Here is a 16,799-nt window from a genome sequence, read left to right as displayed (position 1 = left end):
GAAACGGACACGCGACTGCCCGCAAGGACGCATAACCAGGACGTGCGGGGAACAGCGCTTACGCTCGGGGGGGCAAAGCCGGAGACCCCCTGCGGTGGCGCCGAGGGCCTGTCAAGGCACTGTCGCCCAGCCCGGAGGCGGCGTGTTGCCTGCGCCGCTCGGGGACCCGGCGCCCGGACGACAACTACGTGCTGGTTGAATGAAGTCCCGATCTACGGCGACCAGGGGGAGCGTGCCGTGCGAGTGGTCATCGCCGAGGACTCGGTGATTCTCCGTGAAGGCATGGTGGAGCTGCTGACCGCCCGTGGCTGTGAGGTCCTCGCCACCGCGGGCGACGCGGATGAACTGCTCGCCGCCGTGACCGAGTACACCCCCGACGTCGCCGTGGTCGACATCCGCATGCCGCCGACCCATACCGACGAGGGCATCCGTGCCGCTGTCCAACTCCGTGCCCTTCACCCGGACGTGGGCGTCCTCGTCTTCTCCCAGCACGCCGAGCCGTCCTGGGCGGCCCGCCTGCTGGCCGGCGAGGCGTCCGGCATCGGTTACCTGCTCAAGGAGCGCGTCGCCGCCACCGCCGACTTCGTCGAAGCCCTGCAAAGGGTCGCCGCCGGCGGCGTCGCCCTCGATCCGGAGATCGTCAGCCGCATGCTGAACAGCGGCACGCGCCGCCTCGAGCGGCTGACCGCCAGGGAGCGAGAGGTCCTGGACCTGATGGCCCAAGGCCACTCGAACCGCTCCATCGCCGGACTGCTCGTCATTTCCGAACGGGCGGTGGAGAAGCACGCGGCGTCCGTGTTCGGAAAGTTCGACCTGCCCTCGACCGACGCCGACAACCGCCGCGTCAAGGCCGTCGTCGCGTACCTGCGGGAGGTCAGGGCGTAGCGGGCCGCCAGGGGGCGGATATCCGAACCCTGAAGACGGGAGCTAGCACGGTGTCGCGCACAGTCCGTGCGGCCCAGAATCGAAACATGTCACTGAGTACTTACGCTACTGTCCCGCCCACCGTGGAATCCGGTCTGAGAATCCGAGCCGAGAACCTGCACCGCACCCACGGACGTGGCCGCGACGCGGTCCATGCGCTGCGAGGCGTGGACGTCACCTTCGCGGCCGGCACGTTCACCGCGGTGATGGGCCCCTCGGGGTCGGGGAAGTCGACCCTGCTGCAGTGTGTCGCCGGAATGGACCGTCAGACGTCCGGCACCGTCCACTGGGGTCCGACGGACATCACCGCTCTGCCCGAGCGTCGGCTCGCGCAGCTGAGGCGTTCCGAGGCGGGGTTCATCTTCCAGGCGTACAACCTGATGCCGGCCATGACAGTCGAACAGAACGTCGCCCTTCCGGCGCGGCTGGCGGGCAGGCGGGTGGACTGGGGCGGTGTGACCGAGTCGCTCGCGCAGGTGGGTCTGGCGGACCGGAGAAGGGAACGGCCCGGCCGTCTCTCCGGCGGTCAGCAGCAACGGGTGGCCGTGGCACGTGCGTTGTTCGGCCGGCCGCGAATCCTGTTCGCCGACGAGCCGACCGGGGCGCTCGACCGCTCCACCAGCAGGGAGGTGCTGTGGCTGCTGCGCGAGCGGGTGGATGTCGAGGGTCGTACCTGCGTGATGGTGACGCACGATCCGGTCGCGGCGAGTTACGCGGACCGGGTCGTCGTTCTCGCCGACGGTGTCCTGGTCGACGACCTCGTACGCCCGTCTGCGGCGCAGATCGCCGAGAAGCTGAGTGGGCTGGCATGTTGAGGTTCGCGCTGGCGGCCCTGCGGGCCCGGCCCGGCTCGTTCGCAGGGCTGGCCACGGCTCTCTTGCTGGCCGTTGCCGTGATCACGCTGTTCGGCTCTCTCATCGCAACGGCGATCGCCGGCGGCGGCGACTCGCGGCTGGCGATGATCGGCGGAGCCTTCGGCGAGATCGCGATGGTGATGGGTCTGTTCGTGGTCGCGAACACACTTGGGTTCTCGGTGCGCCGGCAGGCCCGCGACGTTGCTCTGCTTCGGACCAGCGGGGCGACGCCCGCGCAGGCCAGGCGGCTCATCAGGTGCCAGGTGCTGCTGGTGGCGCTGCTCGTCTCACCACCTGCGTGGGTGCTCGGCTCCTGGGGCGCGCGGGTGTTCCTGACCGAGCTCGTCGCGCGCGGCCTGGCCCCGGCCGGCGCCGGCGTACCGTGGTCGCCGTTTCCCATGCTGATCGGGACGGCGGCGACCGTGCTGGTCGGCGTGGGCGCGACGAAGCTCGCCGCGCGTCGTACGGTCCGTGGCAGGCCGTCCGAGGCCATGGCGCAGACGGCGGCCGAGCAGGGCCGGCTGGGCTGGGTGCGAGGCATCGCGGGTGTGCTCGTCCTCGCGGGCGCCGGTGTCCTGTGCATGGTCACGGCACGGCAGCCGGTGGACAAGGCCGCTCAGGCGGCCCTGCTCGGGGCACTGCTCCTCATGGTCGCCGTCGGACTGCTCGGACCCTTGCTGGCGCGCTTCGCGATCGTGCTGCTCGGCCTGCCGCTCCGGCTGGCGGGCAGCCGGCACCTGGGTGACGCCGGTGGCTGGCTCGCCGCCGACAACCTGCGGGGACATGCCCATCGGCTGTCCTCCGCGGTGGTGCCGATCGCGCTGCTGGTCGGGCTTTCGACGACGTTCGCCGCGATCACGGGGACGCTCCAGAAGGTCGCCCCGCCCGGCGCGTACGCCGAGAGCGACATCTGGCTGCGCGGGGTGGAACTCGCCATGCTGGCCGGCTTCGGCGCGGTGGCCACCGTGAACACGCTCGTGTCACTGACGGCGGCGAGGCGGCGGGAGTACGCGCTGCTCACCCTGATCGGCGCGACCCGGCGCCAACTGCTGCGGATGCTGGGCGCGGAGGCGGCGCTGACCGCAATGGCAGGAGTACTGCTCGGGCTGGGGGTCGCGGCGCCCGTGAGCATGGCGTTCGCGGCGGCCGCCACGGACAGCCTGCGTCCCTCGATCCCGCTGGAGACGTACGGCCCTTTGATACTGGGCGTGGTGATGCTGACCGCCATGACGATCCTCCTCACCGGTATGAAGGCCACGTCGGAACCAGCCGTCTCGGCTGCGGCCACGGCGTGAGGACGGCCACGGCCGAGGACAGGGCTCGGAGAAAGGGATGGAGGGGACGACCGGCGGCGGCCGCCTATGCCTGTGCCGGGCTGCCGCTCTCGCTGGTCGGCTTCGTCTACGTCCTTGCCGTCCTCTACATCGGTGGTCTGCTGTCGCTGACGCTGATCGGGCTGCCGGCGCTCGCTGTCGGCCTGAGGGGTGCCCGGTTCCTCGGCCGGGCCCACGCCCGGATGATCAGGGCGCTGCTCGGCGAGCCGGTCGACGCCCCCGCGCCATCGCAGGTCGGCCCCGGCCTGTTGCGGTGGATCCAGACCAGCCTGTCCGACGCGACCGCCTGGCGCAGCATGTTGTACCTGACGCTCCGGTTCCCGGTCGACGTCATCGCCTTCGTGGCGACGGTCGCTCTGCCGGTGCTCGGCGTATGGTCCGTCGTATGGGCGGTGGCCTACCGGCCGGGGCCATGGCCGGGCACCGCCGCGGTGGCGGGCGGCCTGATCGCACTGGCGGTCGTCCCGGTGGCGGTCGGTGTGACGATGAATCTGCACCGGTGGCTCGCCCGGACGTTGCTCGGACCCACCGTCGCCCAGCAGCGGGTGCGGACGCTCGAACGGGCCCGCAGCACGGCCCTCACCGAGGGAGCCCGCAGCCTGCGCCAGGTCGAGCGGGACCTGCACGACGGTACGCAGGCACAACTCGTCGCGATCGCCATCACACTGTCGTTGACCGCCGACGCCCTGGACGCCGACGCCCCGCCCGTCGACCGAACGCGGCAGCTCGTCGCCCGGGCCCGTACCCAGACCGACGCCGCCATCGCGGAACTGCGGCGGCTCATCGACGGGATCAGCCCCTCCGCCCTCGACCTGGGGCTCGCCGACGCGCTGCCGCAGTTGACGGCGCAGGCCGGCATGCCGGTCACGCTGAGGGTCGATGTGGCCGAGCGACCCGACACGGTGATCGAGAGAGTGGCGTACTTCTGTGCCGCCGAGTTGCTGACGAACATCGCCAAGCAGAGCGGAGCGACGCAGGCGTCGGTGGAGGCGGTGGTCGTCGGGGACCGGCTGCGGATCCGGATCCACGACAACGGCGTGGGCGGTGCCCGGATCGGGGCGGGCAGCGGCCTGCTGGGCCTTCGCGAACGGCTGGCCTCGGGTCGACGGCACCTTGAGCCTCGACAGTCCGGGATCAGGGTCGACCACCGCCGTGATCGAACTGCCCGTACGGATCTGACGGAACGCGGCCCGGCCGATTCACCTCCGTCCCCCGGGAGTTGCTCGGGATGCCGAGCGAGCCGTGCTCCTACCCGCCTGGGGGGCCTTGAGTTGTCCTCACCAGAGGAAGGGACGCTCGCCGCGCGTTGCGCGGATAGGGCTCGGACGTCTGACAACCGACCATCGCCGGGATGCCGTCACTGTTCCGGGACACCCGCCCCCAGCGTCTGCCCCAGAGCGCTGAGCAGCCCGGAGAGCCGGCGCCGGTCCGCCGCGCCCAGTCCGGCGAGCAGTTCCTGCTCCTGGGCCGACCGTACGGCGAAGATCCGCTCGGCCAGTTCGAGACCTTCCGGGGTGAGACACAGCCGGATGATCCGGCGGTCGTCCGTGTCGCGCTCCCGCCGGATCAGACCCGCGGCCTCCAGACGGTCCGCATGCTGGGTGAGACCGCCCGCGCGGACCCGGCCGGCCGCCGCCACTTCGCCGGTCGTCCGGCGGTAGGGCTCTCCCGCCTCGCGGAGGGCGGCGAGCACGTCGTACGCGGGCAGGCTGATGCCGTACTCGCGGACGGTCCTGCCGATCAGCTCCTGATGAACGGCGGCGCACTCGTCGAGTCGTGCGAACACGGATGCGGGGGAGTCGTCCGCCGCCCCGGCCGCGGGCTCCGGGCGGAGACGCTCGGGGTGTACGGGCTCCGAGAGCGGCCGGGTGATAGCGACGCCCACGGCGGAGCCGCCGACGTCGGGGCGCACGGACTCGTCCTCGCCGATGGCCGCGCCACCCGGCGCAGGCTGGGGAACGAGGTCGAGAGCGTCACCGAAAGCGGTGGTGAGCACGTCCGTCAACGCCGGAGCGAGCTCCTCGGTAGGGACGGAGGCCGCCGGTTCATGGGCGAAGAGGTAGCGCTCCATGATCACGCCGAACAGGACGCTCCGAATGACAGCGGCGCGCACCTCCGCGTCGGCCGAGTCGCCGAGCAGGCGCGCGAGAGGTCCGCCGACCTGCTTCTCCAGGATCGTGCGCAACAGCTCGGCGCTCGGCGGGTGGCTGACTGCCGAGCGGATCAGCGCGGGCCAGGGATCGTCGGTCGGCAGACGGTCCCACCGATCGAGGTAGGCGCGGGCCAGAGCGGCCGGCAGTTCGCCCGTGCCGTCGGCCGCTGCCGACAGCACGTCGTCGGTGACGCCCGACCCGCTGCCCACCGCCTCGCGGAACAGACCGTCCTTGGTGCCGAAGTACGCCATCACCAGGCCGGGGGTCACTCCCGCCTCGGCCGCGATGGCGCGGACGCCCACACCCTTGTAGCCGTGCGCGCCGAACAGCCGACGGGCCGCGTCGAGGACCGCTTGGCGATTGCCCTCCGGGTCATGGGAGCCGGGACGACGCTGTGAGGGGCGGCCTGCTCCCGGGCGGGTTTCCGGCGGGGGAGTCGCGGCCGATCGTCGACGGCCCTCGTTCCTTGGATCCACGGCTCCACTTTAAACGAGTGTTCATAAAAACAGTCGTTCAAAATCGATCACGCTTCGTGTATCGGGCCGGTTCGCTGAGTGAGTGGCCGCGCGCCGGCGCCGCGCCGCACCGCGACGATCTCCGCCATGATCGACAGGGCGGTCTCCTCGGGTCCCCGGCCGCCGAGGTCCAGTCCGATCGGCGAGCGCAGCCGGACGAGTTCCGCTTCGGTCGTGCCCGCCGCGCGCAGTCGCTCCAGCCGGTCCTCGTGCGTCCGGCGGCTACCCATGGCTCCGACGTATCCGGCCCGACTGCGCAGGGCGAGGGCGAGGACCGGCACGTCGAACCGTGCGTCATGGGTCAGCACGCACACCGCGGTCGAAGCGTCGACCAGGTCCTCATGGGCGCGGAACCAGCGATCGGGCCGTTCGACGACGACATCGTCGGCCCCCGGGAAGCGCTCGGCCGCCGCGAACGCGGGCCTGGCGTCGCAGACCGTCACCCGGTGCCCGAGCGCGGCACCCATGTCCGCCAGAGGACGGGCGAACTCGGCCGCGCCGAAGATCAGCAGGCGTGGCCGAGGGGCGAAGGACTGCACCAGCAGCTCACGTTCCGGCGCGCAGGCACTGTCGTCACCTGCACCGTTTCCGCTGGTCACGAGCCCGCTCGCACCGCGCCCGAGCATGCCCTCCGCGGCCAGGACCGCCGCCCGGTCCGCCCGTGGGTCGCCCAGTGAACCGGTTGTCGTCCCTCCGCCGACGACCAGGCAGCCGCCGCGGTCGACAGGGGTGACCAGAGCCACCGGTACGCCGGCCGCGATGCCGGCGGCGAGCCGGTCGAGCGGTGCATCCGCACCCACCTCACGGACCAGTACCTCGATCGTTCCCCCGCAGGTCAGGCCCACCGCGAAGGCGTCCTCTTCGCCGACTCCCCAGCGCTCGACCGTCGGGGCGGCTCCCGCGAGCACCTCCTCCGCGATCGCGCAGACGGCGGCTTCGACGCAGCCACCGGAGACGCTTCCGACGATGCGGCCCTCCTCGGACACGAGCATCGACGCACCCGGACCGTGCGGGGACGAGCCCCAGGTCCGCACGACGGTCGCCATGGCGAAGCGGGTTCCGGAGCGTTGCCAGGCGGCTGCCTGATCGATGACGTGTCGCATGTCGCCTCCGCGGGCCGTGAAATCTCGAGCAACCCCTTGCCAAGAAGAAACTTTAGTGTAAATCATTTTAGGCATTAGATAGATCGGCCCGTGTCGAATGCCACGGCGCGACGACGACACGAGAGGTCCGGTGGCAGCAGGTTGAAACCCACACCCTTCGACTACACCGCCCCCAGCACCGTCGGCGAGGCAGTCGCCCTCCTCGCGGACGAGGAGCGGGAGGCCAAGGTCGTGGCGGGCGGCCAGTCCCTCATCCCCATGCTGAACATGCGCCTCGCCAGGCCCGAGCTGCTCGTGGACATCACCCGCATCCCCGAACTCGGCCGACTCCACGTGGACGAGTCGGGCCACCTCCGCATCGGAGCCGCCGTACGGCAGGCCCATGCCGCCGCGGACAACGCGGTACGGGACGGATGGCCCCTGCTCGCCGCCGCGATCGGCCACATCGGACACCCTCAGATCCGCAACCGCGGCACCGTCTGCGGCAGCCTCGCCCACCACGACCCGGCCGCCGAGCTGCCCACCGCAGCCCTGGCCCTCGACGCCCGCTTCGTGATCACCGGTCGGCGGGGCACCCGGACGGTCACCGCCGAGGACTTCTTCGTCGCCACCTTCTCCACGGCCGTCGAAGCGGACGAACTCCTCACCGAGGTCGTGTTCCCGCCGCCCCCGGCACACCACGGCTGGGCATTCGAAGAACTGACCCGCAGGCATGGCGACTTCGCCACCGTCGGCGTGGCCGCCGTCCTGGAACGGGACACAGCCACCGGCACCTGCCGCGCCGCCCGCGTCGTCTTCTGCGGCGCGGGCCCCGTCCCCGTACGGCTGCGCGCCGCGGAGGACGCGCTCGTGGGGAGCGACGTCGGCGAGCAGGCTCTCGCCGCAGCGGCCCGCGCGGCACTCTCACGCCTCACCCCCTCCGACGACATCCACGCCACCGCCGAGTACCGCCGCGAGGGCGCCGCCCACCTCCTCGTCCGCGCCTGCACCACCGCCTGGGAGCGCTGCTGATGACCCCCTCGATCCCCACCCCGCTCGGCGCGAGCACCCCACCGCTCGCCGAGCCCTCCGCGTGGCACGAGATCAGCCTCACCGTCAACGGACGACCGGTCACCGCCGAGGTCGAGTCGAGGCTGCTGCTCAGCGACTTCCTGCGCGACCGGCTCGGCCTCACCGGCACCCACGTCGGCTGCGAACACGGAGTCTGCGGCGCCTGCACCGTTCTCGTCGACGACGAGCCGGTGCGCACCTGTCTGACCCTGGCCGTGCACTGCGCCGGTGCCGTGCTGCGCACCGTCGAGGGACTCGCCCCCGCCGACGCCCCGCTCACCCCCGTGCAGCGGGCCTTCCACGAGTGCCACGGCATGCAGTGCGGCTTCTGCACGCCCGGATTCGTCATGACGGCGACCGCCCTGGCCGAGCAGCACGAGCGCCCCGACGAGGAACAGGTCGCCGACGCGCTCAGCGGGCACCTGTGCCGGTGCACCGGCTACCGCAACATCCGCCGTGCCGTGTGCCAGGCACTCGACGAGCGATTCGGGGAGTGACCCGCATGTCCCACGATTCCGACCGGGCCCGGTCCGGTGACAGCAGCTGGATCGGCCGTTCCGTCCCACGCGTCGAGGACGACCGGCTGCTGCGCGGCAACGGCCGCTACGTCGACGACATCGCTCTCCCCGGCGCGGTCGAGGCCGCCTTCCTGCGCAGCCCGCACGCCCACGCCCGTATCGACTTCGTCGACGTCACCGCGGCCCTGGCCGCACCCGGCGTCGTCGCCGTGTGGACCGGCGACGACGTGGCGGACCTGCCCGCGATGCTGAACAAGGAGGAACTGCGCACCCCGCCGGGCCTCGCCGAACTCCTCGACCCGCTGGTCCGGATGACTCCCATGCCCTTGCTCGCCCGCGCCAAGGTGCTCTACGTCGGCCAGCCCGTCGCCGTCGTCCTCGCCGAGAACCGCTACCTCGCCGAGGACGCCCTGGAACTCGTCGACGTGCGGTACGCCCCGCTGCCGGTGCTCGTCGACCCCGAACACGCCCTGGCCGAGGACGCGACCCGGCTGCACGAGGACCTGCCGGACAACACCGCGGTCGCCGTCGCCACCCGCGTCGGTGACCCGGAGGAGGCGCTCGCCGGCGCGCACGCCGTGGTGAGCGAGCGGTTCGAGGCACACCGGTACGTCGCCTCGCCGATCGAGACCCGCGCGATCTCGGCCCAGGTCGATCCGTACAGCGGCCGGCTGACCGTCTGGTCGGGCACCCAGACCCCGCACCGGCTGCGGGACGCCATCGCCCACACCCTCGGCCTGGAACCCGCCACGGTCCACGTCATCGCGGCCGACGTCGGAGGAGGCTTCGGCCAGAAGGGCATCCTCTACGTCGAGGAACTCCTCATCCCGCACGCCGCCCGTCACCTCGGCCGCCCCGTGCTCTGGCGCGAGGACCGCAACGAGAACCTGACCGCCTCCTCGCATGCCCGCGAACAGATCCACCACATCGAACTCGCCGCGGACGCCGAAGGCCGCCTCCTCGCCGTACGCGACCGCATCACCGTCAACTTCGGCGCGTACAACATGACCGGCCTGGTCGTGCCGTACAACTCGCTGTGCCACCTCCTGGGCCCCTACCGAGTCCCGAACGTGCACATCGACGTCGTCGGCGTGCTCACCAACACCACCTTCGCCACGCCCTACCGGGGAGCCGGACGCCCGGAGACGGTCTTCGCCATGGAACGGGCCATGGACCGGCTGGCCGCGGAACTGGGCATCGAGCCCGAGGAACTGAGGGCGCGCAATCTCGTGCGGCCCGACGAGATGCCGTACGCGACCGGCCTGGCGGACCGCTCGGGCAGACCGCAGTCCTACGACTCCGGGGACTTCCCCGAACTCCTGCGCCGCGCCGTCGCGAAGGCCGACGTCGATCAGGTACGCGCCCGACGACGCGAAGGCGCCCGCGACGGCAAGCACATCGGCATCGGGTTCGCCATGTACATCGAGGCCACCGGCCTCGGACCGTTCGAGACCGCGCGCATCGACATCGCCCCCAGCGGCCGGGTGCGGCTCGCCATCGGTGCCCCTTCCCAGGGGCAGGGGCACCGCACCTCCATGGCGCAGATCGCCGCCGACGCCATCGGAGTGCCGCTCGATGTGATCGACGTGGTCGGCGGCGACACCGAAGCCACCCCGTTCGGCGTGGGTACCATCGCCAGCCGCGCCCTGGTCAACGCCGGGAACGCCACTCACCGGGCCGGCCGACTCGTCCGCGAGAAGATCGTCGAAGCGGCGGCCCGCCGCCTCGGTGTCGAGGCGGGCTGCCTCGACCTGAGCGACGGCATCGTCCGGGCCAAGGAACCGGGCGGCCCCTCCATCAGCCTGGCGGAACTGGCCGGGAAGGCACCGCTGCCCGGCACCCCCGAACCCACCGACGGCCGGCACGGCACCGAGATCAGCGAGACCGTGCACTTCCGTCCACCGGGATTCGCGGTCGCGAGCGGAGCGCATGCGGCCGTCGTCGAGGTCGACGAACACACGGGCGAGATCGAGATCCTGCACTACGTGGTCGTCCACGACGCGGGCAACATCGTCAACCCGATGATCGCGGAAGGACAGGTCACCGGCGGCATCGCGCAGGGGATCGGCGGAGCGCTGTACGAGGAGATGGTCTACGGCCCCGACGGTCAGCCCCGCACCGGCACCTACATGGACTATCTGGTGCCCACGTCCTCGGAGATCCCCGACCTCGACATGGACGAGATCTTCACCCCGAGCCCCATGAACGACCTCGGCGTCAAAGGACTCGGCGAAGGCGGCGCGATCGCCCCTCAAGCGGTACTCGCCGGCGCCGTCGAGGACGCGCTGCGCCCCTTCGACGTCGTCGTACGCCGCGGCCCCCTCTCGCCGAGCCGGGTGCGCGCGCTGATCCGTGACGCAGCCGGCACCTGAATCCGCCCCGCACATCAACCGGCTCCGCATCCACGGCCGGTCGCCCTCTGATTGGACAACCATGCAGCTCGACCACTCCTTCACCGTCCCGGCCGACCCCGACGACGCCTGGAAGCTCTTCCAGGACCTCGACCGGGTCGCGCCCTGTATGCCCGGCGCCGTGCTGGACACCCACGACGGCGACTCCTTCACCGGCCGGGTCAAGGTCAAGGTCGGTGCGGTGCAGATGAGTTACCGGGGCGAGGGCACCGTCACCCGTGATCCCGCCGCCCGCTCGATGCTCCTCGACCTCAGCGGGAGCGAGACCCGCGGCGCGGGCACCGCGTCGGCCACGGTCACCGCGACGCTGACCCTCGACCCGGCCGGCACCCTGGTGCGCGTGCGCACGGACCTCGACATCACCGGCCGGCCGGCACAGTTCGGCCGGGGCATCATGACCGAGGTGGGCGACCGCATCGTCCAGCAGTTCGCCGCCCGACTCGAAGAGCTGCTGCGGGACGCCGGTCCTGCCGCGTCCGGGGTGTTCACGACGGGCGCGGCGGAGAACCGCCAAGGCCGGCTCGCGCCCGAGCCGGAGGCCATCGACCTCGGCGCGGCCGCGCTGCCCGTGCTGCTCAGGAAGGCTGCGGCACCCGCGGCGGCCGTGCTGTTCGCGGTGGTGGTGATTCAGGCGCTGAGGCGGCGTTCCCCAAGATGAAACCCTACGGCGCAGTCACCCCGGGCACGGACCACGTTTCCCGGGGCAGCCGTCCGCAGAGGAGGCTCGCAGGGAATCGGCGAGGAAAGGACATGCATGCTGGAGGCGCTGGGCCTGAGCACGGCCGAGTCGCAGGTGTACCAACTGCTGGTGGGGTGTGGCCGAAGCCGGGTCGACCGCGTGGGGCAGCTGCTCGGGCTGAGCGGTGAGCAGCTCGACGAGGCCCTGAGAGGGCTCGCGGACAAGGGTCTCGTCACCATCACCGACGACCGGCCCGCGCAACTGATACCCGCCCCGCCGGACATTGCCGGGGAAACGCTGCTGCTGGTGCGGATGAACGAACTCCAGTCCGTCAGGGGTGTGCTGAGGCAGCTCACCAAGGAGTACCGCACCGCGCCCGGAACGGCCTCTCTGGAGGAGATCGCCGAGATCGTGCCGGACGAGACACTGGCGCAGCGGTACGAACAGATCCAGCGCCGCGCGCGCCGAGAGGTGCTGCGCTTCGACACGGCGCCGTATCTGGTGGACGAGGACGTCAACGCGGCCGAGCTCGAGCAGCTGACCGCGGGCATTCACTACCGCACGGTCTACGACCGCGCCGCGATCGAGGAGGACGGCGCACAGGGAGAGATGCGCCTGTATGCGGATGCCGGTGAGCAGGCACGTGTGCTCGGCAAGGTCCCCGTCAAACTCGTCATCGTCGACAGATCCGCCGCCCTCGTGGCACTGCGGACGGACGGCGGGGGATCGCCGGGTGCCGTCGTGCAGATCCACCAAGGGTCCCTGCTCGATGCCCTGATCGCACTCTTCGAGCTCGCATGGGCGTCGGCACTCCCTCTGGATCCGCCGCTCCCCGACACGCGCGGCAGAAACGAACTCTCGGGTGCGGAGATCCAGCTCCTGATCCTGCTGCTGTCCGGTCTGACCGACGACGCGATCGCCCGGCAACTGGACATCGGCAAGCGGACGGTCAACCGCCGCATCCGCGGCCTCATGGACCTGGCCGGCGCCTCGAGCCGCATGCAACTGGGCTGGCAGGCGTCCGAGCGGGGGTGGATCACCATGTCGGACGTGAACCGGATGCACATGGACAGCTCCGCTTAATAGGTTCGTCGCCGCTTCGGCGGGTAACCGTCGTGCCATCGCCTGGCGATGATGCGCCAGTTGGCATGTATGCGCCACTCAGGCTCTGGATGGCGCCCTGACCGGACAGCTAGGTTCCGGTTGGCGCGTCATCGGCCGGACGTTCGGTCGGGACCTCACAGGCATCAACTCCCCTGACGCGCCCACACGTTGAGCCCGCGAAAGGACACCTGATGCAGACAGCCCGCCTCAGACGACGGCGCAGATCCCTCGTCAGCGGGATCGCGGTGACAGTCGCACTGTCACTGACGAGCCAGCTCTCGACCGCGACCGCAGCGACACCCGAGGGCCTGGGCGATCGGCCGGTGCTGCAGAAGGGGGCGACCACATCGGCCGTCACCCTGATCACCGGCGACACCGTCTCGCTCACCACCGAGCCCGGCGGCCGTCAGGCGGTGCAGGTCCTGTCGGCGGCGGGGACGTCCAGGATCTTCGAGTCCACCAGCGGTCGGAACGGCGATGTCTACGTCTACCCGGACGGCACGGCAACGGCGCTCGCCTCGGGCACGGTGGACCGCGAGCTGTTCAATGTCAGCCGGCTGATACGGGACGGATACGCCGACACCGAGTCCGCCGAACTCCCGGCCATCGTCGACTTCCAGGGCACACCGGACGCCGCGGCGCTGCGAATGAGGTCCGAGGGCCTGCCGGGCAGCGAGAGCAAGCGCGTCATGCCCCGGCTCGGCCTGTCCTCGGTCCACGTCCACAAGCAGGACGCGAAGGACTTCTGGCAGTCCGTCAATCCGAAGGCGAGCAAGACCCGCGGCGCGCCGACGCCCGGCACGGCCGGGGTGACCAAGCTCTGGTACGACGGCAAGGCCGAGGTCGCGCTGGACCGGAGCGTGCCGCAGATCGGCGCCCCGGAGGCCTGGGCCAAGGGGTACGACGGCACGGGCGTGAAGGTCGCCGTCCTCGACACCGGTGCCGACCTGAACAACGCCGACATCAAGTCGGAGATCGTCGGCAGCCAGAGCTTCATCAGCGGTCAGACGGTCCAGGACGGCCATGGCCATGGCACCCATGTCGCGGCCACCGTCGCGGGCAGCGGCGCCAACTCCGGCGGCAAGCACAAGGGCGTCGCCCCGGGCGCCGACCTGCTGATCGGCAAGGTGCTCAGCAACACCGGCCAGGGCCCGACCTCCAGCATCCTGGCCGGGATGGAGTGGGCGGTCGCCCAGGGCGCCGACATCGTCAGCATGAGCCTCGGTGGCGAGGACGCTCCCGGTGAGGATCCGCTGACCATGGCGGTCGACTCGCTCAGCGCCTCCTCTGACACCCTGTTCGTCATCGCCGCGGGCAACAGCGGCCCCGGCGACAGCACTCTCGGCACCCCGGGCGCCGCAGACTCGGCCCTCACCGTCGGCGCCGTCGACAAGTCCGACGCGCTCGCCTCGTTCTCCAGCCGCGGCCCGCGGCTCGGCGACATGGCGATGAAGCCGGAGATCACCGCGCCGGGCGTGGCCATCGTCGCCGCCCGCGCGGCCGGCACCGCCATGGGCACCCCCGTGGACGTCCACTACACCTCGGCCAACGGCACCTCGATGGCCACTCCGCACGTGTCCGGCGCCGCCGCCATCCTCAAGCAGCGCCACCCCGAGTGGACCGGCCGGCGTATCAAGGAGGCCCTGACCGCGCACGCCAAGTCCGCCGCCGGGCAGACCGTCCATCAGCAGGGCTACGGCCGGGTCGACATCCCCGCCGCGCTCGACCCGTCGCTGGAGCTGTCCGGTACGGCCGACTTCCGCATGATCCCGTGGCAGAAGGACACGTACGAGAAGCGGACCCGCACCCTTACGCTCCGCAACAACGCCACGACCGACACCGTCGTGACCCTGCTCGCGTCGGCGAAGGACGCGAGCGGCACCGAGGTCCCCGCGGGTTCGCTGTCCCTTTCAGGAGCGGGCCTGTCCGACGGGCGGCTCACCGTCCCGGCCGGCTCCACCGCCGAGGTGACCGTCGTCCTCGACCCCAACGGCCTGCCGACCGGCCGGTACAGCGGCTCCGTGACCGCCACCGCCGCGAGCGGTGAGTCGGTCCATGCCGCGCTCGGCTTCGTCACCGCCGTCGAACAGCACGACGTCACGCGCGACGTCACCGACCGCTTCGGCAAGACCCCCAGCACGTTCAAGTTCACCCTGCACGGGCTGGACAACACCGTCTGGGAGAGCCGGACGCTGTCCGCCACCGGTACGGTCACCCTGTCAGTGCCGCTCGGCCACTACTCCATCGAGGGCTCGGTCCGCTCGACGGCTCCCACCGGCGGCGCGGTCTTCCATGCGGCAGATCTGTTCACCGTGCCGAACATCGAAGTGGCTGACCGGGACCAGAGCTTCACCGTCGACGGCACCACCGCCACCGACCTCGGCGTGACGATCGACGGCGAGAAGCGGCCGCTGGAGACGGGCCAGGTGGCACTGCAGATCGTCCGCGACGACGGCACGATCAACAGCCACTCCAGCTTCACCTCGATCAGCGGGTCCGGCAACAGGTCCGACACCAGGTTCGGCGCCATTCCCAGTGCGGGCGCCACCTCCGGTGCACTGCGGGTGGAGACCTTCCTCCACCGGCGCGAGCCGCTGATGCAGTTGGAGGTCACCAGCCCCGGGCACCTCGACATCCCGCTGAAGACCTCGGTTCTCGCGAAGCGGTTCGAGGGCACCAAGCGCACCGAGCTGGTCGACATCAGCGCGGGCACCGAGCAGGACTTCGCCGGCACCGAGGTCAAGGGCAAGACCGTCCTGGTCTCCGTGGCCGACGTCACCAAGGCCGGCGACCAGGCCGTCAGGGCCGCGGCCGCCGGGGCCGTCGCCGTGATCGTGGCGCCCGCGGACCCGGGTCCGAGCGGCAGCGGCGTTCCCGCGGGCCAGACCGTCCCGGTCGCCCACGCCACGTACGACAATGCCGCACGTCTCAAGGCCTTGCTGGCCAAGGGCCAGGTGCGGATCGCCCTGAAGGGCGTCCTGGAGTCGGGCTACACCTACGCGCCGCACTTCACCGACGACCGGGTCCCCGCCGACCTCGCCAAGACCGTCGACGTGGGAGCTTTCGCCAAGGTCAGGAACACGTACCACTCCGACGGAGCGCGACGCCTCGGCGCCGAGCACCTGCCGGCCTGGGGTCCGAAGCAGTGGACCGCGATCAGCGACGGTCAGCCCCTCTACCAGGGCACCACCCGCGACGACTACTTCCTGGCGGGCACCGGCGTCTCCTACATGCCGTCGGTGGGGGCCGACTTCCACACCTCCACCTGGACGATGGCCGATCTGCGGAGCACCTTCGGAACACCGGGCAAGTCCTACACCCGCAGCTGGTTTGCCGGTCCGACGCGTCTGTCCCCGTACGAATTCGGGCCGTGTGTGTTCTGCCGCACCGACGTCTGGCAGAAGCTGCCCGGCGGCAGCGGTGCCGACAACGAGCCCACCCACACCCTTCGGGGCCTGACCAACACCTGGAGCTTCTACCTCAACGGGCAGCCGATCACCGGCTTCGGCCAGCTGGTGCCGGAGAAGGCGGACTACCGGTACGTGCTCGACCAGAAGCTCGCCACCGATGTCCCGGGCGTCACCCTGGGCCGCGAGATGCGCACCGAGTGGAACTTCGGCCAGGCGGCACCGACCACCATGGCCGTCAAGGACTGCGACACGGCGTTCATTCCCACGCCCAAGGTCTGCGAGCCCATGCCCGTGGTCCTGCTCGACTACGACCTGCCGCTGAACGAGCTCAACCAGGCGCGGGCAGGCCTGCCGTTCACCTTCACCGTGGACGGCGCCAGGGCCAAGGGCTGGACCGGCTCCACCGCGATGGCCGGCGCCAAGGTGTCGGTGTCGTACGACGACGGAGCCACCTGGAAGTCCACCAAGACGCTGCGCAAGGACAGCGACTCCTTCCAGGCACTGCTCTGGCACCCCAAGCTCGCCGACACCAACGGGTACGTGACGCTCAGGACCGAGGTCTGGGACGCGGCAGGCAGCCGCACCGTCCAGACCATCACGCGGGCGTACGCCCTCAAGTGAGTCGACGCTGAGCAACGCGCGGGCGGAGTGTGTCCCCCCGCCGGGTGGTGACATCCGGCGGGGGATCCACGTGCGGGTCCGGCATACGGCGATGCCGGGCCGCGTAAGCGTCCTGCCTCCGCG

11 protein-coding genes and 1 pseudogene are annotated in these 16,799 nt (G+C 71.1%); 10 read left to right on the top strand and 2 right to left on the bottom strand.

Features of this window, described 5'->3' with window-relative positions:
* Window positions 1-243 precede the first annotated feature (243 nt).
* From ACFVZW_RS08085 to ACFVZW_RS08070, 4 genes and pseudogenes are all read left to right on the top strand, one after another.
* Entirely contained in the window at window positions 244-885 is a 642-nt protein-coding gene (locus tag ACFVZW_RS08085; RefSeq protein ID WP_384518409.1) for a response regulator, read from the top strand.
* Window positions 886-971: 86 nt separating this feature from the next.
* Complete coding sequence (locus ACFVZW_RS08080; protein WP_384518391.1) at window positions 972-1,739, top strand: ABC transporter ATP-binding protein; 768 nt, start codon at window positions 972-974, stop codon at window positions 1,737-1,739.
* Entirely contained in the window at window positions 1,733-3,073 is a 1,341-nt protein-coding gene (locus tag ACFVZW_RS08075; protein WP_384518388.1) for an FtsX-like permease family protein, read from the top strand. Before ACFVZW_RS08080 ends, ACFVZW_RS08075 begins: the two co-directional genes overlap by 7 nt.
* A pseudogene (locus ACFVZW_RS08070) lies at window positions 3,070-3,861 on the top strand (sensor domain-containing protein); the annotation flags it as partial. The gene ACFVZW_RS08075 and the pseudogene ACFVZW_RS08070, both read left to right, overlap by 4 nt.
* Before the next feature lie 608 nt (window positions 3,862-4,469).
* Here ACFVZW_RS08070 and ACFVZW_RS08065 read toward each other — a convergent pair.
* Both ACFVZW_RS08065 and ACFVZW_RS08060 read right to left on the bottom strand, forming a co-directional pair.
* A complete protein-coding gene (locus ACFVZW_RS08065; RefSeq protein ID WP_384518385.1) occupies window positions 4,470-5,741 on the bottom strand; it encodes a TetR family transcriptional regulator in 1,272 nt (423 codons plus the stop codon).
* A gap of 47 nt (window positions 5,742-5,788) precedes the next feature.
* Window positions 5,789-6,883: an XdhC family protein gene (locus ACFVZW_RS08060; protein WP_384518382.1), complete on the bottom strand. Its 1,095-nt coding sequence runs from the start codon at window positions 6,881-6,883 to the stop codon at window positions 5,789-5,791.
* A 141-nt stretch (window positions 6,884-7,024) separates the two neighbouring features.
* Here ACFVZW_RS08060 and ACFVZW_RS08055 point away from each other — a divergent pair, with 141 nt between their 5' ends.
* The 6 genes from ACFVZW_RS08055 to ACFVZW_RS08030 all read left to right on the top strand — a co-directional run bounded on the left by ACFVZW_RS08055 (window position 7,025) and on the right by ACFVZW_RS08030 (window position 16,676).
* Window positions 7,025-7,894, top strand: coding sequence for an FAD binding domain-containing protein (locus ACFVZW_RS08055; protein ID WP_384518379.1), 870 nt, complete (start codon window positions 7,025-7,027; stop codon window positions 7,892-7,894).
* Window positions 7,894-8,430, top strand: a complete 537-nt coding sequence (locus ACFVZW_RS08050; protein WP_384518376.1) for a (2Fe-2S)-binding protein — start codon at window positions 7,894-7,896, stop codon at window positions 8,428-8,430. The genes ACFVZW_RS08055 and ACFVZW_RS08050 overlap by 1 nt, the downstream gene beginning before the upstream one ends.
* Before the next feature lie 5 nt (window positions 8,431-8,435).
* Window positions 8,436-10,823: a xanthine dehydrogenase family protein molybdopterin-binding subunit gene (locus ACFVZW_RS08045; protein WP_384518373.1), complete on the top strand. Its 2,388-nt coding sequence runs from the start codon at window positions 8,436-8,438 to the stop codon at window positions 10,821-10,823.
* Between the two features lie 61 nt (window positions 10,824-10,884).
* Complete coding sequence (locus ACFVZW_RS08040) at window positions 10,885-11,520, top strand: SRPBCC family protein (protein WP_384518370.1); 636 nt, start codon at window positions 10,885-10,887, stop codon at window positions 11,518-11,520.
* A 96-nt stretch (window positions 11,521-11,616) separates the two neighbouring features.
* On the top strand, window positions 11,617-12,624 hold the full coding sequence (locus ACFVZW_RS08035) for a helix-turn-helix domain-containing protein (protein WP_384518368.1): 1,008 nt from the start codon (window positions 11,617-11,619) through the stop codon (window positions 12,622-12,624).
* A 212-nt stretch (window positions 12,625-12,836) separates the two neighbouring features.
* A complete protein-coding gene (locus tag ACFVZW_RS08030; protein ID WP_384518365.1) occupies window positions 12,837-16,676 on the top strand; it encodes a S8 family serine peptidase in 3,840 nt (1,279 codons plus the stop codon).
* The last annotated feature ends 123 nt before the right edge of the window (window positions 16,677-16,799 follow it).

This window comes from Streptomyces sp. NPDC059567, assembly GCF_042735655.1.
Lineage (GTDB): Bacteria > Actinomycetota > Actinomycetes > Streptomycetales > Streptomycetaceae > Streptomyces.
The sequence above is the reverse complement of the archived record's forward strand: the minus strand, read 5'-3'. Positions and strand labels throughout refer to the sequence as shown.